Source organism: Xanthomonas sontii (assembly GCF_040529055.1).
GTDB classification, from domain to species: domain Bacteria; phylum Pseudomonadota; class Gammaproteobacteria; order Xanthomonadales; family Xanthomonadaceae; genus Xanthomonas_A; species Xanthomonas_A sontii.
This window is the reverse complement of the sequence record NZ_CP132342.1, coordinates 462,509-481,245: the sequence shown is the minus strand read 5'-3', so window position 1 is coordinate 481,245 and position 18,737 is coordinate 462,509. Positions and strand designations below refer to the sequence as shown.

At 69.4% G+C, this 18,737-nt stretch carries 14 protein-coding genes and 1 riboswitch; of the genes, 9 read left to right on the top strand and 5 right to left on the bottom strand.

Features of this window, described 5'->3' with window-relative positions:
* Window positions 1–5: 5 nt before the first annotated feature.
* Entirely contained in the window at window positions 6–1,274 is a 1,269-nt protein-coding gene (locus RAB70_RS02160) for an ATP-binding protein (protein ID WP_148827231.1), read from the bottom strand.
* Window positions 1,271–1,999, bottom strand: a complete 729-nt coding sequence (ompR, locus tag RAB70_RS02155; RefSeq protein WP_043093664.1) for a two-component system response regulator OmpR — start codon at window positions 1,997–1,999, stop codon at window positions 1,271–1,273. Before ompR ends, RAB70_RS02160 begins: the two co-directional genes overlap by 4 nt.
* A 178-nt stretch (window positions 2,000–2,177) precedes the next feature.
* On the opposite strand from ompR, the gene RAB70_RS02150 reads away from it, so the two are divergent.
* From RAB70_RS02150 to RAB70_RS02130, 5 genes are all read left to right on the top strand, one after another.
* Window positions 2,178–2,705, top strand: a complete 528-nt coding sequence (locus tag RAB70_RS02150; RefSeq protein WP_148827233.1) for a hypothetical protein — start codon at window positions 2,178–2,180, stop codon at window positions 2,703–2,705.
* A 188-nt stretch (window positions 2,706–2,893) separates the two neighbouring features.
* Window positions 2,894–3,113, top strand: a riboswitch (cobalamin riboswitch).
* A gap of 180 nt (window positions 3,114–3,293) precedes the next feature.
* On the top strand, window positions 3,294–5,708 hold the full coding sequence (locus tag RAB70_RS02145; RefSeq protein ID WP_017908331.1) for a ribonucleoside-diphosphate reductase subunit alpha: 2,415 nt from the start codon (window positions 3,294–3,296) through the stop codon (window positions 5,706–5,708).
* 108 nt (window positions 5,709–5,816) lie between these two features.
* Window positions 5,817–6,857, top strand: a complete 1,041-nt coding sequence (locus RAB70_RS02140; protein WP_010340146.1) for a ribonucleotide-diphosphate reductase subunit beta — start codon at window positions 5,817–5,819, stop codon at window positions 6,855–6,857.
* Between the two features lie 91 nt (window positions 6,858–6,948).
* Complete coding sequence (locus RAB70_RS02135; RefSeq protein ID WP_148827235.1) at window positions 6,949–7,509, top strand: flavodoxin; 561 nt, start codon at window positions 6,949–6,951, stop codon at window positions 7,507–7,509.
* 88 nt (window positions 7,510–7,597) lie between these two features.
* Entirely contained in the window at window positions 7,598–7,930 is a 333-nt protein-coding gene (locus RAB70_RS02130) for a thioredoxin family protein (protein ID WP_148827238.1), read from the top strand.
* A gap of 1,091 nt (window positions 7,931–9,021) precedes the next feature.
* Here RAB70_RS02130 and RAB70_RS02125 read toward each other — a convergent pair.
* Complete coding sequence (locus RAB70_RS02125) at window positions 9,022–9,927, bottom strand: LysR family transcriptional regulator (protein ID WP_017912252.1); 906 nt, start codon at window positions 9,925–9,927, stop codon at window positions 9,022–9,024.
* Between the two features lie 99 nt (window positions 9,928–10,026).
* Between RAB70_RS02125 and RAB70_RS02120 the strand changes: the two genes are divergently transcribed.
* Both RAB70_RS02120 and RAB70_RS02115 read left to right on the top strand, forming a co-directional pair.
* On the top strand, window positions 10,027–11,280 hold the full coding sequence (locus RAB70_RS02120) for an MFS transporter (RefSeq protein WP_148827240.1): 1,254 nt from the start codon (window positions 10,027–10,029) through the stop codon (window positions 11,278–11,280).
* A 33-nt stretch (window positions 11,281–11,313) separates the two neighbouring features.
* A complete protein-coding gene (locus RAB70_RS02115; protein WP_148827242.1) occupies window positions 11,314–11,694 on the top strand; it encodes a VOC family protein in 381 nt (126 codons plus the stop codon).
* A 37-nt stretch (window positions 11,695–11,731) separates the two neighbouring features.
* On the opposite strand, the gene RAB70_RS02110 is transcribed toward RAB70_RS02115, so the two are convergent.
* The gene (locus tag RAB70_RS02110; protein ID WP_148827244.1) at window positions 11,732–13,696 is read right to left on the bottom strand and encodes a S8 family serine peptidase; all 1,965 of its coding nucleotides are present in this window, start codon (window positions 13,694–13,696) and stop codon (window positions 11,732–11,734) included.
* A gap of 65 nt (window positions 13,697–13,761) precedes the next feature.
* Window positions 13,762–15,861 (bottom strand): YadA family autotransporter adhesin, encoded by a 2,100-nt coding sequence (locus tag RAB70_RS02105; RefSeq protein ID WP_408068851.1) that lies wholly within the window; start codon window positions 15,859–15,861, stop codon window positions 13,762–13,764.
* Window positions 15,862–16,583: 722 nt separating this feature from the next.
* On the opposite strand from RAB70_RS02105, the gene RAB70_RS02100 reads away from it, so the two are divergent.
* Both RAB70_RS02100 and RAB70_RS02095 read left to right on the top strand, forming a co-directional pair.
* Window positions 16,584–17,465: an NAD-dependent protein deacetylase gene (locus RAB70_RS02100; RefSeq protein ID WP_148827246.1), complete on the top strand. Its 882-nt coding sequence runs from the start codon at window positions 16,584–16,586 to the stop codon at window positions 17,463–17,465.
* Between the two features lie 87 nt (window positions 17,466–17,552).
* A complete protein-coding gene (locus tag RAB70_RS02095; protein ID WP_148827248.1) occupies window positions 17,553–18,650 on the top strand; it encodes an NADH:flavin oxidoreductase/NADH oxidase in 1,098 nt (365 codons plus the stop codon).
* Window positions 18,651–18,737 lie beyond the last annotated feature (87 nt).

Sequence of the window (18,737 nt, the reverse complement as noted above, 5' to 3'; positions counted from 1 at the left end):
CGGGTTCAGGCCGGGCGCAGATGCAGGGTGGCGCACAGGCCGTGTGGGGCGATGGGTTGCAGCAGCAACGCGCCGCGATGCTGGCGCGCGACGCGCTCGACGATCGCCAGGCCCAGTCCGCTGCCGCCATGGCCGCCGTGCACGAACGGCTGCAACGCGCGCGCGGCCAGCGCCGGGTCCAGGCCGGGGCCGTGGTCGCGCACCTCGATGCACCAGCCATCGCCGCCGTCGCTGTGCAGGCGCAGCTGGAACGGCGCCGCGCCGTGCCGTTCGGCATTGCCGACGAGGTTGCCGAGCGCGCGCTGCAGCGCCAGCGGCCGCCCGTGCAGCGGTGCCTGCGCGGGCAGGACGGCCTCCCAGCCGGGTTGCGCCGCGCCCAGCGCCTGCCGGCAGAGGTCGGCCAGGTCCAGGGCGACGGCCGGTTCGTCGCGGCCGTCGCGGGCGTAGGCGATGAACTGCGCCAGGATCGCGTCGATCTCGCCGATGTCGCGCTCCATGCCTTCGCGCAGTTCCGGCTCCACCTGCGGCAGCAGCGCCAGCGCGTACTGCAGCCGGGTCAGCGGGGTGCGCAGGTCGTGGGAGATGCCGGCCAGCAGCAGCGCACGCTCGGCCGCGGCGTGGCGCACGTCGGCGCTGGCCGCGGTGAGCGCTTGCGCCAGCGCGGCGACCTCGCGCGGACCGCCGGTGGCGATCGGTGCGGCCTGTTCGCCGCGGACCAGGTGCGGCGCGGCCTGCGCCAGTTGCCGCAGCGGCCGCACCAGGCGCCGCGCGACCAGCGCAGCGGCGAGCCAGACCAGCAGCGCGCAACCGGCCAGCATCGCCACCGAGAACCGGCGCAGGCCGTGCTCGCGCGGCTGGCTGGAGAACGCCACCCACAGCGGGGTCGGCGTGGCCAGGTGCAGCCACAGGGTGCCGTCGGCATCGCGGCGCAACGCGCGCCCGGGGCCGAGCTGGTCGGCCGCGCGGCGCTGCATCGCGTCGGCCAGCGGGCCGGCGGCGCTGGCGGTGGGCGGCGCGCTGCGCAGTTGCAGCCCGGCTTCGCGCAACGCCGGCGTCAGCGCCGCAGCGGCCGGCGAGCGCTGCAGCGCCTCGGCGACATTGGCGAAGCCGTGCAGCATGCGCAGTTGCTGCTGCGCTGCCGGCCGCACAGCCAGTTCGCGGCCGAGCAGCAGCGCCAGCAGGCCGGCGCCGGCCAGCACCAGCGCGATCACCAGGACCAACTGCCCGAACAGGCTGCGCGGCCAGCCGCTGGCGCGGGAAGCCGGCGCGCTCATGCCTGCGGCTCCGGCGGCACGTACACGTAGCCCACGCCCCACACGGTCTGGATCAGCCGCGGCGTGCGCACGTCGTCCTCCAGCAGCTTGCGCAGCCGCGCCACGATCACGTCGATGCTGCGCCCCAACGGCTCGTGTTCGCGGCCGTGCGCCAGGCTGGAGAGGCGGTCGCGGCTCAGCGGCTGCTGCGGGTGCCGCAGCAGCACCGACAGCACCGCGAACTCGGCGGTGGTGAGTTTCAGCGGTTCGCCATCGCGGCGCAGCTCGCGCCGGCCCAGGTGCAGGCGGAAGCGGCCGAAGCCGATCTCGCCGCCCTCCGGTTGCGGTGCGCCGGCGCCGCCCGGGCGGGTACGGCGCAGCACCGCGCGGATCCGCGCCAGCAGCTCGCGCGGGTTGACCGGCTTGGGCAGGTAGTCGTCGGCGCCGATCTCCAGGCCGACGATGCGGTCGATCTCGTCGCCCTTGGCGGTCAGCATCACGATCGGGGTGGCGTCGCCCTGGCCGCGCAGGCGCCGGCAGATCTCCAGGCCGTTCTCGCCGGGCAGCATCAGGTCCAGCACCACCAGGTCGTAGTGGCCGCGCGCCAGCGCCTGCTGCAGCTGCACGCCGTCGGCCACCGCCTTGACCGCGAAGCCCTGGCTCTCCAGGTAGCGGCACAGCAGGGCGCGCAGGCGGTCGTCGTCGTCGACCAGCAGCAGGCGGGGAGCGGGCGCGGCATCGTCCATGGACGCCACTATCGGTTGCGCCGCGGCCCCGCGGCAACGGCCGCCGCGACGCAACTGTAAGCGGATGTTTCCGCTGCGGCGTTCGGCAACATTTGCTGGCCGATGCGGCGCCCGCGGCGCCGGCGCCATGGCTACGGTGACACTCGGCAGCACGCCGCTGCCGTCATCGGAGAACGCCATGTCGCTGTCCCGTCGCATCACTCCCTTGCTGCTGGCGCTGGCCGCCGGCGTCCTGGTCGCGCCCAGTGCACCGGCACGCGAACACACCCGCACGCGCACCGCCGGCGGCGCCGAGGGCGCCCGCCACGCCGCCGTGCAGGCCAGCGCCAGCGGCGCGCACGGCAGCGTGCAACGCGCCCGCCAATGGCAGGCCGACGGCCAGGGCAACGCCAGCGCGCGCAGCGCCGCTACCCGCACGACCGCCGCCGGCGGCAGCGCCACGCGCCAAGGCAGCGCCGAGCGCAACGCCGACGGCAGCGCCAGCCGCCAGGGCAGTGCCAGCGTCCAGCGCGCCGACGGCGCCAGCGCGAGCAGCAGTGGCAGCCTGGCCCGGGCCGCCGACGGTACGCTCAGCGGCAGCCGCCAGAGCAGCGTCGATGGCACGCAGGGCAGCTACCAGGGCAGCACCAGCGTGCAGGACGGCAGCATCGTCCACACCGGCACCTGCACCGATGCGAGCGGCACCGTGGTGCCTTGCCGGCCGTAGGACAGGCGGCGGTGTCGGGGCCGTCCGGGGGCGCCAAACGCCCCTGTCCGCGGCCGGCTTCACGGCCCCGTCACGGCCACGAACGGCCGTCGCGGCCGGGCCGGAATCGGCCGTCGGCGGCAAACCGTTGCCAGGCTTAGGTTTTCGTAATTTCACCCATATTTAGCGTTGACGTCGTCGACCGACCCCACTATCTTGGGGTGGTCGGTTCCGGCGGCCCCAAGCCGCAGGATCAAAAGGGAAGCCGGTGCGGCGTGCCAACGCCAACTCCGGCGCTGCCCCGCAGCGGTAATTGGGAACGAACCCGTCATCCGCACTGAGGCGCCCGCCTTGGGAAGCGACGGGCTAGGAACCGGCCACGGCCGTTGCCCATCAGCCCGAAGACCTGCCGACAGCCGCGCGAAGCACACCGCGCGGCGCCGACCGCGCGCTCTCCGGGGGGAGAGGGTCGGTGCAGCGTTGACCGCCCGCAGGCCCGGTGCCTGCGCCGTTTGCAGTCTTCGCGACACCGCCTGCCCACCATTGAACCCGGTCGGACCGCTGCCTGCGAGGGTCGGGCGGCCGCGTGCACTACGCTTGGAGACCTTCATGAGCCAGACCCACAGCCTGCCGGCCACCGCATCCGTCGACGCCGCCGTCGACCCCACGACCGCTGCCGCCACTGCCCAGCCGGAGCCGACGGCCAGCAGCGAGCCGAGCAACGACCAGCGCGCCGTGACCTGGATCGTCAAGGACGGCGGCAACCGCCGCATGGCCTTCGACCGCTCGCGCCTGCAGCGCACCCTGGACCGGATCCACGCCGAGTTCCCGCAGCTGGACGTGAGCGACTACGAGCGCAAGGCCTTCGCCTTCATCGAGAAGAAGGAAAGCCTGTCGGCCGACGACATGGTCGACTACCTGATCCGCGAGGCCGAGTCGCGCGTGGACATCGCCACGCCGGAGTGGGAGTACTTCGCCGCGCGCCTGTACCTGGACCGCCTGTACAAGCGCGCCAGCAAGAACCGTTTCTACGATGCCGGCGAGAAGTACGGCTCCTACGTCGGCCTCCAGGAAAGCCTGGCCGACCGCGGCGTGTACTCGATCGACATCCTCAAGAACTACTCCAAGGACGAACTGGCCGAAGCCGGCCGCATGATCGATCCGGAGCGCGACAAGCTGTTCGCCTACAACGGCCTGTACCTGCTGGCCACGCGTTACCTGGCCACCGACAACTCGCGCAAGGTCTACGAACTGCCGCAGGAGCGCTGGCTGACCATCGCCCTGTACCTGATGCAGGACGAGAAGCCGCGCGAGCGCCGCATGCAGCTGGTCGGCGAGGCCTACTGGGCGCTGTCCAACCTGTACATGACCGTGGCCACGCCGACCCTGGCCAACGCCGGCAAGATCGGCGGGCAGCTGTCGAGCTGCTTCATCGACACCGTCGACGACAGCCTGCAGGGCATCTACGACTCCAACACCGACGTGGCGCGCGTGTCCAAGCACGGCGGCGGCGTCGGCGCCTACCTGGGCTACGTGCGTTCGTCCGGTTCGGCGATCCGCGGGGTGAAGAACTCCAGCGGCGGCGTGGTGCCGTGGATCAAGCAGCTCAACAACACCGCCGTGTCGGTGGACCAGCTCGGCCAGCGCAAGGGCGCCATCGCCGTGTACCTGGACATCTGGCACCGCGACATCGAGGCGTTCCTGGACCTGCGCCTGAACAACGGCGACCAGCGCCTGCGCGCGCACGACGTGTTCACCGCGGTGTGCGTGCCGGACATCTTCATGGAAGCGGTGGAGCGCCGCGGCGAGTGGTACCTGTTCGACCCGCACGAGGTGAAGGAGGTCAAGGGCTGGTATCTGCAGGACTTCTTCGACGAGAAGCGCGGCGAAGGCAGCTTCCGCGCCCGCTACGAGGAAGTGGTGGCCGACGAGCGCATCGGCCGCAAGGTGGTCAAGGCCATCGACATGTTCAAGCGGATCATGGTCAGCCAGCTGGAGACCGGCAACCCGTTCATGTTCTATCGCGACGAAGTCAATCGCATGAACCCGAACAAGCACCAGGGCATGGTGTATTCCAGCAACCTGTGCACCGAGATCCTGCAGAACATGAGCCCGACGCGGGTCATCCAGGAGATGATCAGCGGCGACCAGATCGTCACCACCAAGCAGGCCGGCGACTTCGTCGTGTGCAACCTGTCCTCGGTGAACCTGGGCCGCGCGGTCACCGCGCAGCCGGACCTGCTGTCGCCGGACATCCTGGAGCGGCTGATCCGCGTCCAGGTGCGCATGCTCGACAACGTCATCGACCTCAACGAGCTGCCGGTGCCGCAGGCCACCATCACCAACCAGAAGTACCGCGCGATCGGCCTGGGCACCTTCGGCTGGCACCACCTGCTGGCGCAGAAGGGCATCGACTGGAACTCGCCGGACGCCGAGGCGTACAGCGATTCGCTGTACGAGCGCATCAACTACCTGACCATCCAGGCGAGCCTGGCGCTGGCCAAGGAGAAGGGCGCGTACAAGGTGTTCAAGGGCAGCGACTGGCAGAACGGCGAGTACTTCACCAAGCGCGGCTACGACAGCGCCGAATGGCAGGAACTGGCCGCGCAGGTGAGCGTGCACGGCGTGCGCAACGCCTGGATGGTGGCGGTGGCGCCGAACATGAGCACCGCGCAGATCGCCGGCTCCACCGCCTCGATCGATCCGATCTACAGCGCGTTCTACTACGAGGAGAAGAAGGACTTCCGCCGTCCGGTGGTGGCGCCGGGGCTGACCGTGGATACCTATCCGTACTACGAGAAGGGCGCCTACAAGGTCGACCAGTTCGCCAGCGTGCGCCAGAACGCGCGCCGCCAGCGCCACGTCGACCAGTCGATCAGCTTCAACTTCTACGTGCCCAGCGGCATCCGCGCCAGCACCCTGCTGGACCTGCACATGACCGCGTGGAAGGAAGGCCTGAAGACCACGTACTACGTGCGTTCCAACGACATCGACATCAGCGAGTGCGAGTGGTGCTCGAGCTGATCGCCGGCGTCTGACGCCCGCGCCGCGCGGCAGGCCGGTCCTGCCGCGCGCGTCCCGCATTCCCGCGCCGTCCGCCGGCGCCGTTCACCCGACTACCGAAGCACATCCATGGCCATCGCGCTCGACCGCATCAAGATCCTCGAACCGCTGCACCCCAACCGTTCCACCGGCATCATCAACGGCACGACCAGCGGCATCCTCAACTGGAACGACATCCCGTACCCGTCCTTCTACCGGGCGTACAAGGAGCTGTCGACCAACTTCTGGATCCCCGACGAAGTGGACATGAAGGGCGATGCCAAGCAGTACGGGGAGCTGTCGGCGCGCGAGAAGAACGCCTACGACTCGATCATCGGCCTGCTGGCCACGCTGGATTCGCCGCAGACGCGCTTCATCTACAACGTCGCCGAATACATCACCGACCCGGCCGCGCACGCCAACGCCGCGATCATCGGCCAGCAGGAAGTGATCCACAACGAGAGCTACTCGTACGTGCTCGCCTCGATCGCCGGGCTGGCCGACCAGAACCGCGTGTTCGAGATCGCGCGCACGCATCCGACCATCATCGCGCGCAACCAGCCGATCATGCAGGCCTACGACGACTTCATGCGCGAGAAGACCGCAGAGACCCTGCTGCGCTCGCTGATCCAGTCCTCGATCCTGGAAGGCATCAACTTCTATTCCGGCTTCGCGTACTTCTACAACCTGGTGCGGCAGAACCGCATGACCGGCACCGGCAAGATCATCAGCTTCATCAACCGCGACGAGCTGGCCCACACCAAGTTCATCAGCGAGCTGATCCGCGCCATCATCGGCGAGAACGCCGAGCTGCAGACCAACGAGCTGACCGACTACGTGCACCAGGCCTTCGAGCATGCGATCCGCCTGGAGACCGAGTGGTCCTCGGAAGTGCTCGACGGCATCGAGGGCATCGACGTGGACGAGATGATCCAGTACGTGAAGTACCGCGCCAACAAGATGTCCGGCATGCTCGGCATCGAGAAGCTGTACAGCGGCGCCAGCGACAACGTGATGCCGTGGATCAAGGCCTACGCCGACAACTTCACCGAGACCAAGACCGACTTCTTCGAGATGCGCAACGCCAGCTACAAGAAGACCAACTCGGACAACGGCTTCGACGATCTGTGAGGAGCCGGGATTGGGGAATCGGGATTGGGGATTGGCAAAAGCAAACCCCGCCCTGACGAATCCCGAATCCCCATTCCCGAATCCCCGCCCCATGCACATCCTGCTCGCCTACGCTTCGCTCAGCGGCAACACCCGCGACGTCGCCCGCCGCGTGCATGCGCAGTGCGAGGCGGCGGGGCACGCGGTCACCTGGATCCACACCGACCTGCAGACGCTGCAGGGCGCGCTCGGCGATGCCGCGCGCGCGGCGGACTTCGACCTGCATCTGCTCGGCAGTTGGAGCGACAACGCCGGGCGCACGCCGGCGGAGATGAAGCGCTATATCGCCGAGTTGGTCGAGGCGGCCGGCAAGACGATCGAGGTGGCGGCGTTCGGCACCGGCGAAACGCAGTGGGGGCTGGAGTACTACTGCGGGGCGGTCAAGCGCATCGCGCGGTTCTTCGACAGCGCTTATCCGTTGCTGGAGATCGAGCAGATGCCGCACGGCGACCGCGACAACGCGGCCATCGACGCGTGGTGCGCGCAGGTGCTGGCGTTCCGCGCGGCGCGCGCGTCGTTGGCAGGCGACGTGCCGGTGGCCGCTGCCGAGTCCGCTCCCGCGGGCGCGGCTGGCTTCGCTGCGAGGGTGTTGCCCTTGCATGGCAGCGGCTGACGCCGTCGTCGTTCATCCGTTTTCCTGGCATCGCCGGCGTCCCCATCGCACGCCGGGCTTCTTCCGACATCAGACAAGGTTTCGTTCCATGCTCACCACCATCACCGTTTCCAGTGCCGAACAGTTCGCCGATGCGCTCGCCGCGCATCCGCGCGTGCTGGCCGATTTCAACAAAGACAACTGCCCTGGTTGCCGCATGCTCGACAAGTCGCTGGAGCGTTTCGCCGAGGGCGAGAGCGCGCAGGGCGTGACCCTGCTCAAGGTGAAGATGGAAGACGTGGGTGAGGACTTCTTCCGTGCCCAGGGCCTGCGCCAGACCCCGACGCTGATGCTGTTCCGCCAGGGCGAGGAGGTGGCGCGGGTGCCCGGGTTCGTGCCGCCGGCCAAGATCGACGAAGCGGTGCGCACGCATCTGGGTTGAGCGCGTCGCGTTCCTCGTACCTCGTATCTCATAGGAGCGGCTTCAGCCGCGACGGGCTTCACCGATAGAGCTTATCGCTGCCAAAGCTCACTCTTGCGGTTGTGCTTGTCCGACGCGTAAATCAAGCAGCAACATCAACATCAACAGCAACGGCTTTCGCCTTGCGGCGAGTTACTTTGATCAGCCTTCGGCTGCTGAGAAGCGCTTCTTTGCTTGTGCAAAGAAAAGTAACCAAAAGAAAGCACACCCTGCCTCGCGCCCTCCGCGCTAACGCGCTCCGGGTCCGCGGATGCACCGGGGATTCGCGGAAGGGGCATCCTGCCCCTGCCGCGAACGGCGCACATCCATGTGCGCCGCCCTTCGGGTGTTTCCCCGGGCCATCCGCCGCTGCGGAAGGGAACCCAGTAAGTCAAAAGCCAACGCAACATCAATAGCCAACGCAACATCAATAGCAAAAGCTATTGCGGATACAGCGCATACATACGGCATTGCAATGGTGATGCGCCTGAGCTGGGTACACGCCGGCACAGCCACCTGTACGCCACGCACAACCGCTCCTGCAGCTTCTTCGAAAACCATCGTCGTTGCGCGTCCACCACAATCAACAGCCGACATGGGCTACCACGCGAAGTGCATTCGCTGGCGGCCGCTGGAATGACGGGGGTGTGCGCTGCAGCGGCAATCGCTTCGGTCTTTGCTGTTGCTTCGGCTTTTGACTTACCGGGTTCCCTTCCGAAGCGGCGGCCAGCACGGGGAAAAACCCCGAAGGGGCGGCGCACAAGGATGTGCGCCGTCCGCGGCAGGGGCAGGATGCCCCTTCCGCGGATCCCCGTGCTGGACGCGGACCCGGAGCGCGTAGCGCGGAGGGCGCGTAGGCAGGGTGTGCTTTCTTTTGGTTACTTTTCTTTGCACAAGCAAAGAAAAGTGACTCGCCGCAAGGCGAAAGCCTTTGCTGTTGCTGTTGCTGCTGCTTGATTTACACGTCGGACAAACACAGCCGCACGAGTGAGCTTTAGCAGCGATAAGCTCTATCGGTAAAGCCCTTCGGGGCTAAAGCCGTTCCTGCATTGCTGCTAGGGGAGTGCAGCCCCCTACCCGCGCCTGCCCGCCGCATGCCCCTGCGCCAACTGCCACAGGTGGCGCACGATCGGCATCGCCTGCGCGGTGGCCGGCAGCGCGGCCAAGGCCAGTCGCGCCATCGGCACGCGGCCTTCGATGTCCAGATAGCGCACGCCGGGCAACTGCACCTGCGCGGTCGAGGCCGGGACCACCGACACGCCCAGTTCGGCGGCCACCAGGTTGACGATGGACGACATCTGCGGCGCTTCCTGTTCGATCTTCAGTTCGAAGCCGGCCTGGCGGCAGGCATCGAGGATCTCGTCGTACAGGCTGGTGCCGAAGCTGCGCGGGAACAGGATGAAGGGTTCGCCGGCCAGCGCCGACAGCGGTGCGCGGCGGCGCTTGGCCAGACGGTGCGCCGCCGGCACCGCGATCTTCATCGGTTCGTCGGGCAGCTTGAGCAACTGCAGTTCCGAGGGTGTGGCCACGCTGTAGCGGATGAAGGCCGCATCCAGCCGTCCCTGCAGCAGTGCGGCGAGCAGGCCGGCGGTGTTGGTCTCTTCCAGCGCCAGCGTCACCGCCGGCCAGCCGCGGCGGAAGCCGCGCACCAGGGTCGGCACGATCGGGTTGAACGCGGCCGAGGCGGTGAAGCCGAGCCGCAGCACACCGCTCTCGCCGCGTGCGGCGCGGCGTGCGGCATCGCCGGCGCGTTCCAGGTCGGCGAGCACGCGCCGGGCTTCGGTGCGGAAGGCGCGGCCGGCATCGGTGAGTTCGGCGCCGCGCGGCGTGCGCACGAACAACGGCGTGCCCAGTTCCTCCTCCAGTGCGCGGATCTGCTGGCTCAGCGGCGGTTGCTGGATGCCCAACTGCGCGGCGGCGCGGGTGAAGTGCCCGGCCTCGGCCACGGCCAGGAAGTAGCGCAGGTGGCGCAGTTCCATGTCATATCCAGAACATATGGAGAGTGGGCAAATCATATATTGGACGCCGGGTGACGGCAGGCGAATACTGGCCATCCGTTTTCCGCCGCGACCCACACCGTGAACGCCTCCAGCCAATGCCCGCCGGTGCACGCCGTGGACGATGCGCCGCTGTTGCGCATCCGCCTGGCGCTGTTCCTGGCCGGCTTCGCCACCTTCTCGCTGCTGTACAGCGTGCAGCCGCTGCTGCCCGAGTTCGCCCGCGAGTTCGGCCTCAGCGCGGCGGCCAGCTCGCTGCCGCTGTCGCTGGCCACAGGCGGCCTGGCGATCGCGATCTTCTGCGCCGGCGCGGTGTCGGAAACGCTGGGCCGGCGCGGGCTGATGTTCGTGTCGATCGCGTTGGCGGCGCTGCTCAACCTGCTCGCCTCCTACCTGCCGCACTGGGGCGCGCTGGTGGTGGTGCGCGCGCTGTCCGGCATCGCCCTGGGCGGCGTGCCGGCGGTGGCGATGGTGTACCTGGCCGAGGAACTACCGGCGAGCCGGCTCGGCGCGGCGACCGGGCTGTACGTGGCCGGCAATGCGTTCGGCGGCATGGTCGGTCGCATCGGCATGAGCATGCTCACCGACCACTTCGACTGGCGCACCGCGCTTGCCACGCTGAGCGCGGTGGATCTGCTGGCTGCGGTCGGCTTCGTGTGGCTGCTGCCGCCGTCGCGGCACTTCGTGCGCCGCCAGGGAGTGAATCTGCGCTTCCACCTGCGCGCCTGGGGCGGGCATCTGCGCGATCGCCACCTGCCGTGGCTGTTCGCGATCCCGTTCCTGGCGATGGGCGTGTTCGTCAGCGTCTACAACTACGCCGGCTTCCGCCTGGGCGGACCGGAGTTCGGGCTGAGCCAGAGCCAGCTCGGCATGATCTTCAGCGCCTACGTGTTCGGCATCGTGTCGTCCTCGGTCGCCGGCGCAGCCTCGGACCGGTTCGGCCGCGGCCCGGTGGTGCTGGCCGGCATCGCCACCGCGGCGCTCGGCGTGGCGCTGACCCTGGCGCATGCGCTGGTGCCGGTCATCGCCGGCATCGTGCTGCTGACCATCGGCTTCTTCGTCGCGCATTCGGCGGCCAGCGCCTGGGTCGGGCGCCTGGGCGGGCAGTTCAAGGGCCATGCCGCCTCGCTGTACCTGCTGGCGTACTACGCCGGCGCCAGCGTGATCGGCTCGCTCAGCGGTGCGGCGTGGCAACACGGCGGCTGGAACGCACTGGTCGCCTGCTGCCTGGTGTTGCTGGGCATCGGCCTGATCGCCGCGCAGGTGCTGCGCCGCGGCGCCGACGACAGCCGCCCCTACGGCCGCTTCGGGCCGCATCCGCCGCGCGGCGAGTGAACCGCGCTGCCGTCATCCAACGAGGGTTCCGCAATGCAGATCGACCATCTCGACCATCTGGTCCTCACCGTCGCCGACATTGAGGCGACCTGCGCGTTCTATGCGCGGGTGCTGGGCATGCGCGTGGTGACCTTCGGCGAAGGCCGCAAGGCGCTGGCGTTCGGCGAGCAGAAGATCAACCTGCATCGGCATGGTCACGCGTTCGACCCGAAGGCGCAGGTGCCTACGCCGGGCTCGGCCGATCTGTGCTTTCTCACCGCCACGCCGCTGGCGCAGGTGGCCGAGGAACTGCGCGCTGCCGCCGTGCGGATCGAGGACGGGCCGGTGCAACGCACCGGCGCCCGCGGCCCGATCCTGTCGCTGTACTTCCGCGATCCGGACGGCAACCTGATCGAGGTCGCCAACCCGTTGTGAACAGGGGCACCGCCGCGGCAGCGCCCGTGGCGTTCGGTCACTCCGTGTAGCTCACCGACAGGGTCACGTTGGCGTAGCCGCCGCTGCCGCCGACCAGGCGGAAGAAGTAGCTGCCGGTCGCCGGCAGCGCCATCTGCACGTTCTGCGTGGTGCCGTTGCGCACCGAGCTGTAGTCGGCATTGCCGCCGTCGGCGCTGGGTGCGCGCACCGCACGTACGTACAGCCGCAGCTGGCCGCTACCGCCCAAGGTGCGCAGTTGCAGGTTGCGTGCGTTGGCCGGGACATCCAGGCGGTACAGCGGCCCCTGGCCCGTAGCGGCGGACAGCCGGTTCTGCGTGCCGCGCGCGATGGTGGTGGCGGTGGCTTCCTCGCCGCCGCCGCTGGCGCCTGCAGCGCGCGCGACCGCCTTGCCGGCATTGAGGATGCCGCCGCCGATGCGCAGCGTCGGCTTCACCGGGAACACGTTGGAGGTCTGGGTCAGGATGTCGCGCATCTGCGCGGTCGTCGGCACCGGCCGGCCGGCGTTGATTGCCGCGCTGATCGCCAGGGCGACCACGCCGGCCACGTGCGGAGAGGCCATGGACGTGCCCTCGTAGCCGGCGTAGGCCGGCTGGTCCGGACCATGGGTGCCGTTGTTGAGGGTGGACCAGACCAGGCCGGTGCGCACCGATCCCGCACCGCTGGATGCATCGTTGGCGTACACGCCGCCGCCGGGCGCGGACAGGGTGATGGTATTGCCGAAGTTGGAATAGTAGGCGCGACCGCCGGTGATGCCGGTGGCGGCGACGTTGATGACGCCCGGGCAACTGGCCGGCGAATAGCCCCCGGCGTCGGCGTTGTCGTTGCCTGCGGCCACCACCACCACGCTGCCGCGCGCGATGGCGCTGGCGATGGCATTGGCGGTGACCGAATCCTGCGCGCAGGCGCCGCCGCCGCCCAGGCTCATGTTGATCACCTCGGCGGGGTTGGCATTGTCGGGCACGCCGTCGACGTGGCCGCCCGAGGCCCACACGATGGCATCGGCGATATCGGCGGTGGTGCCGCCGCAATGGCCGAGCGCGCGGATCGGCAGGATCTTCGCGTCCGGCGCGATCCCGGCCATGCCGATGCCGTTGTTGGTGCGCATTGCGATGGTGCCGGCGACGTGGGTGCCGTGCCAGGAACTGTCGGTCTGTTCCTGCGGTTGCGCACAGCCGCCGTTGGCGACCAGGTACTTGTCGTCGGTGGTCCAGTCGCCGGTGTCCCAGCCGCCCGCGATGCGTCCGTTGCTGGCGCGGCCGGACATCAGCGCATCGCTGATGAAGTCGTAGCCGGCGCTGGCCAGCGAGGTGTCCAGGTCCGGATGCGCGGTGATGCCGGTATCGATCACCGCCACCACCACGCCCTGGCCGGTGCCGTACTGCCAGGCCGGCAACAGATCGATGCCGCCACGGTTGGGATAGCCGGTGGTCTCCGGCGCCAACGTTTCCAGGTGGCCATCGGGCGTGCGCAGGTGCCACTGCAGGGCGTAGCCGGGATCGTTCGGTGCGCTTGCCGCGCTTGCCGCGCTGGCCGTGGCCTGCGCGGCGCTGCGTATCGGCTTGAGCACCAGGTTGGGCTCCACGTGCGCGATTGCGGGGTCGGCCTTCAGGCTGGCGATCAGCGTCTGCAACTGCGATGGCGTCAGCGCGCGGCTGGGCCGCACCAGGTCGGCGCCGATGGCGAGGCGACGCACCCGGTTCAAGGCCGGGGCGGTCTGCCGGTAGGTGCTGGTCCAGGTGCTGGCGGTGCTGCGCGCGGCCATGATCTGGTTCAGCGTGGCGCTGGCGGCGCGCGTGTCGCGGACGGCGCTGCTGCCGTCGCGATAGGTCACGATCAGGCCGTCGTAGACGGTGGATTGCCCGGGCGCAGCCTGGGCCAGGACCGAGAAGCGCGGGGCGGTCTGCGCCTGCGCGGTGCCGGCGAGGGCCAGGCCCAGCGACAGGGCGAGCAGGTTGCGGGAAAGCGGGGTGGCATGGGTCATGGCGGTGTCTCTGCGAAGATCGACGAAGGCGTGGAAATCAAGGAAGGGCGGCACCTACGGTCGTGTCACCAGCTGAAGCCGGCACCGGCGGACACGCTCTTCTCGCTGCCGGAGAAGGCGCCGCCGAGCGAGACGCTGGCGCGGTTGCCGATCGCGCGCTGGTAGCCCAACGCCAGGGCGTTCTCGCCGCCTTGCGAGCCGATTCCGACGCCGACGCGGTTGAGTCCGGCCAACCCTGACAGGTTGACCGCCATGCCGGCATAGGCGGCGCTGACCGCGCCCATCCGGTCGATGCGCCGGTCCAGGTGCTGGAAGCGCTGGTCGGTGTCGGTGCGCAGGCGGGTCAGGTTGTCGTCCCAGCCGGCCATGCGTCTGTCGGTGTAGGCGTTGGCGCTGCTCAGGGTGGCGCTGTCGCCGGCCTGCATCTGCGCGACGTTGACCGCATCGGTGGCCGCGCTGCCGGCGGCGACGTTGCTGATCTGGCGTTCGTTGCCGGCGCTGCCGACCGAGACGGTATTGGCGCGCGTGGCGGAGGAGCCGCGGCCGATCGCCACGGCATTGTTCGCCGAGACCGACGCGCCCTGGCCGACGGCGGTGCCGGAGGCGGACGTGACCGTGGCGCTTTCGCCGACCGCCACCGCGTTGGTGGCATTGGCGCTGATGCTGGCATTGGCGCCGACCGCGGTACTGCCGTCGGCATTGACCTGCGCGTTGCCGCCCAACGCGGTGTCGTTGGGGCCGTAGGCCAGCGCGCTGGAACCGATCGCCGTGCCGTTCTGGCCGTTGGCGGTGGCCTGTGCGCCCACGGCCACGGCATTGGTGCCGGCACCGACGCTGGGGCCGCCGGTGCCGCCGCTACCCACCGCGACGCCCTGGTCGATATGGATAGGCGCGTCGACGCGATGATCCAGCGAGGACAGTGCGCCATCCAAGGCGGACAGGGCTGAGCCGACGTTGCCGTAACTGCGGCCCTGGATCAGGTAAGCGCCACCGCCGATTGTGCCGTCGCTGCCGACACCGGCACCGTTGCCGAGTACGCTGGCGATGCTGCGCAGTTGCACGACGTTGACCGCGTCGGTATCGGCGGTGCCAGCGGCGACATAGGCGAGTTGCCGTAGCGCGGTCGCATTGCCGAACGCAACCGTGCTGTCGCGATCGGCCACCGAACCGGCACCGATGGCCACACTGTTGGCGCCGGTCGCGATGCTGTTGTAGCCAAGCGCCACGGTTGTCGCGCCGAGTGCAGTGGCGCTGCTGCCCAGTGCAAGGGCGCCGGCGCCGTTGGCGCTGGCGATGCCGCCGAACGCGCTGGCGTCTTTGCCGTTGGCGTATGCCTGCGACCCGACTGCCGTGGCGTTCTCGCCGCCTGCCAAGGCCTGCGTGCCCAGCGCGACGTCGTTGTCCGCCTGGGCATTGCTGTCGACGCCGAGCGCGATGCCGTGGTCGGATCTGGCACCGCTGCCGGCCCCGATGGCAATGGCGTCCTCGCCAGCCGCGACCGAGCCGAAGCCCAGCGCACTGGCGTTGCCGCCGCTGGCGAGCGCGCGTTCGCCGATGGCAATGCTGGAGTCGGCCTGTGCACTGCTGAGTGCGCCGAGGGCCAGTGCACCGATGCCATCGGTGTTCGACTGCGCACCGAGCGCGATGCTCGAGTCGGAGTGCGCAACGCTTTCTCTGCCGATGGCGATGGCGCTTTCGCTGCTGGCTCGTGCGCTGTCGCCTATGGCCACACTGGTCCTGGCCTGTGCGTTGCTTGATGGGCCGATCGCCAGCGCGGCTGCCCCGTCGGCGCTCGCGTTCGCGCCCAGCGCGATGCCGACGGCGGCTCGAGCACTGCTCGCAGGGCCAATCGCCACTGCGCCATCGGCCTCGGCGCTCGACTCCGAGCCGATTGCGACGCTGTAGTTCGACCATGCAGCGCTCTTGCTACCGATCGCCACACTCCGATAGCCATCGGCGAAAGCCTCCGTTCCCAGGACGACGGCCTCTTGCGTATCCACCGGCTGCTCGTCCGCGCCTTCGTCGGATGGCCCTGCTGCCTCTTCCGTTGTGGCTGTGGCGACAGGGAGAGGGGGCGGTCCATCGCCATCAACAATGGCCGAAGCCGCTGCACCCAGCGGGACCGCGGCGAGCATGAGCATCGAGAACAGTGGAGTGCGGTCCATGCGCGACATGAAGGCGCACGGATGCGATGCAGGCCGCTCAGAGCGCAGCTGCAGCGCAGGCATGACAAGGGAAAGAAGCGCAGCGCCGAAGGTCCGCCGCTGCGTATGAAGAGTGGTCAAGTAAAAGCTCCTGGTGGTGAGTCCGGGTGGTCTACGCTGTCGCTGCTGCCGCAACCGATCGCAACGCAGGCCGATGGCGCCTTGTCAAGGAAACCTCGGGGCGCGGCCGCCATCCGGGCGCGGCATGGGCCGTTGCGGGGAGTGCGACTGCATCCGCATGGTGTCTGCATCCGTCGAAAGTCGGGGATGGGTGCTGGCCCAAAGCACCATGGGCGATGGCTCGAAGACATGCGGCGGACGCGGAAATCGCCAGGCCCGCCATGCATCGGTCCGCAGCTGGCCAGCGTCTGGTGTCGTAATGCAGACAGACGCGCGGACGAGGGTTGTCGAGAGCGCAATTCGCCGACAGATGCGTGGCTCCAGCCGCATCGTGTGCGTGGGACGGGAGGGATGCGGCGAACCGCGTACGCCGCTGGCAAGAAGAAGCTGAGCCGTACCACGGGAGTGCCGCCGGCGCAGGCACGCTCGGGCTACCGCTGCTGCCCGGCAGGGTGCTCCATTCAACGCTTGGCGGGCCTTGCGCTGCCGGCCTGGGTCCCTTACATAAGAAGCGGCCGATGTTCCCGTCGCGCTCTCCCATCCACCAACCTTGGAGTCGTACGATGTCGCGGTCGCTGCAGGATCAGCCGGCTTTCCTGTATCCGGCGGCGGATGCGCTGGAAGCGTTCGTCGACCGCCATCGGCGCCTGTTCGTGCTGACCGGTGCCGGCTGCAGCACCGACTCGGGCATTCCCGACTACCGCGACGCCGCCGGCGACTGGAAACGTGCGCAGCCGGTGACCTACCAGGCTTTCATGGGCGAGTTGGCGACGCGGCAACGCTACTGGGCGCGCAGCCTGCTCGGCTGGCCGCGCTTCGGCCATGCGCGGCCCAATGCCACCCATGCCGCGCTGGCGCAGCTGGAAGCGCGCGGCCAGGTCGAACTGCTGCTGACCCAGAACGTGGATGGCCTGCACCAGGTCGCCGGCAGCCGCGCCACCATCGACCTGCACGGGCGCCTGGACGTGGTGCGCTGCATGGGCTGCGAGCGGCGCATGCCGCGCGAGGCGTTCCAGCAGCACCTGCTGCAGCACAACCCGCAGTGGGCGACGCTGCAGGCCGCGCCGGCGCCCGACGGCGATGCCGACCTGGAGGGCGAGGATTTCGCCAGCTTCGTGGTGCCGGCCTGCGCGCACTGCGGCGGCGTGCTGAAGCCGGATGTGGTGTTCTTCGGCGAGAACGTGCCGCGCGAGCGCGTGGCCAGTGCCTTCGCGCATCTGCAGCGCGCCGACGCGGTGCTGGTGGTGGGCTCGTCGCTGATGGTCTATTCCGGCTTCCGCTTCGTGCAGGCCGCGGCCAAGGCCGGCCTGCCGATCGCCGCGGTCAACCTGGGCCGCACCCGCGGCGACGATCTGCTGAGCCTGAAAGTGAAGCAGTCGTGCGCGCAGGCGCTGGCCTTCCTGCTGCCGGCAGCGGCGCGCGTTCCGAATCCCGGCACGAACTGATCCACCGGCAGTGGTTGATCGCGCTGTACGGCAGGAGTGCAATGGCCGCTTCCCGCGCCGTGCGCGGCGTTTCCATGGATCCATATCGTGAGTCACTTGTTCTCGCCCCTCGCGCTGGGGCCGCTGTCGTTGTCCAACCGCATCGTGATCGCGCCGATGTGCCAGTACTCGGCCGAGGACGGCCGTGCCAGCGACTGGCATGTGCAGCATCTGGGCCAACTGGCGCAGTCCGGCGCCGGGCTGCTGATCCTGGAGGCGACCGCGGTAGAGCCGCGTGGGCGCATCAGCTACGCCGATCTGGGCCTATGGGACGACGCCACAGAGGCGGCGCTGGACACGGTGCTGCGCTCCGTGCGGCGCTGGTCGCCGATGCCGTTGGGCATCCAGCTCGCGCATGCCGGGCGCAAGGCGTCCACGCACAAGCCCTGGGACGGCGGCGGAGCGATCGCGCCCGAGCAGCCGAACGGTTGGCAGACGGTGGCGCCGTCGGCGCAGGCATTCGCCGACGACGGCCCGTCGCCGCAGGCGCTGGACCTGGCCGGCATCGACGCCATCGTCGAGGCGTTCGTGGCGTCGGCGCGGCGCGCCGAGCGACTCGGCTTCGAGCTGATCGAATTGCATGCCGCACACGGCTACCTGCTGCACCAGTTCCTGTCGCCGCTGAGCAACCAGCGCACCGATGCCTACGGTGGCAGCCTGGAGAACCGCATGCGCCTGCTGCTGCGCGTGCATGCAGCGGTACGCGCCGCCGTGGCGCCGAGCATTGCGGTGGGCGTGCGCATCTCCGCCACTGACTGGGTCGACGGCGGCTGGGATCTGGCGCAGAGCCAGGCGCTGGCGCAGGCATTGCAGGCGCAGGGCTGCGATTATCTGCACGTATCCAGCGGCGGGCTGGACCGGCGTCAGCGCATTCCGGTGGCGCCCGGCTACCAGGTGCCGCTGGCCGAGGCGCTGCACCGCGCGGTGCGCATGCCGGTGATCGCGGTGGGCCTGATCACCGAGCCGCAGCAGGCCGAGGCCATCCTCGCCGAGGGCCGTGCCGATGCCATCGCGCTGGCCCGCGGCATCCTCTACGATCCGCGCTGGCCGTGGCACGCGGCCGCCGCGCTGGGCGCGCGGGTACGCCCGTCGCCGCAATACCTGCGTTGCGAGCCGCATGCGGCGCGCGGCGTGTTCGACGCCTGACCGGCGCGCCGCGCGCGCTGGTGGCGTCCTCCATTTCGATTCCTTCAGGGAGCCTGCAATGACGACGATTGGATTTCTCGGCCTGGG

Excerpts from the sequence above, each read along its gene's own strand:
- RAB70_RS02160 (WP_148827231.1), bottom strand. The coding sequence starts at position 1,274 with ATGAGCGCGCCGGCTTCCCGCGCCAGCGGCTGGCCGCGCAGCCTGTTC.
- RAB70_RS02145 (WP_017908331.1), top strand. The coding sequence starts at position 3,294 with ATGAGCCAGACCCACAGCCTGCCGGCCACCGCATCCGTCGACGCCGCC.
- RAB70_RS02105 (WP_408068851.1), bottom strand. The coding sequence starts at position 15,861 with ATGGACCGCACTCCACTGTTCTCGATGCTCATGCTCGCCGCGGTCCCG.
- RAB70_RS02125 (WP_017912252.1), bottom strand. The coding sequence starts at position 9,927 with ATGGAACTGCGCCACCTGCGCTACTTCCTGGCCGTGGCCGAGGCCGGG.
- ompR (WP_043093664.1), bottom strand. The coding sequence starts at position 1,999 with ATGGACGATGCCGCGCCCGCTCCCCGCCTGCTGCTGGTCGACGACGAC.
- RAB70_RS02150 (WP_148827233.1), top strand. The coding sequence starts at position 2,178 with ATGTCGCTGTCCCGTCGCATCACTCCCTTGCTGCTGGCGCTGGCCGCC.
- RAB70_RS02115 (WP_148827242.1), top strand. The coding sequence starts at position 11,314 with ATGCAGATCGACCATCTCGACCATCTGGTCCTCACCGTCGCCGACATT.
- RAB70_RS02135 (WP_148827235.1), top strand. The coding sequence starts at position 6,949 with ATGCACATCCTGCTCGCCTACGCTTCGCTCAGCGGCAACACCCGCGAC.
- RAB70_RS02100 (WP_148827246.1), top strand. The coding sequence starts at position 16,584 with ATGTCGCGGTCGCTGCAGGATCAGCCGGCTTTCCTGTATCCGGCGGCG.
- RAB70_RS02140 (WP_010340146.1), top strand. The coding sequence starts at position 5,817 with ATGGCCATCGCGCTCGACCGCATCAAGATCCTCGAACCGCTGCACCCC.
- RAB70_RS02110 (WP_148827244.1), bottom strand. The coding sequence starts at position 13,696 with ATGACCCATGCCACCCCGCTTTCCCGCAACCTGCTCGCCCTGTCGCTG.
- RAB70_RS02130 (WP_148827238.1), top strand. The coding sequence starts at position 7,598 with ATGCTCACCACCATCACCGTTTCCAGTGCCGAACAGTTCGCCGATGCG.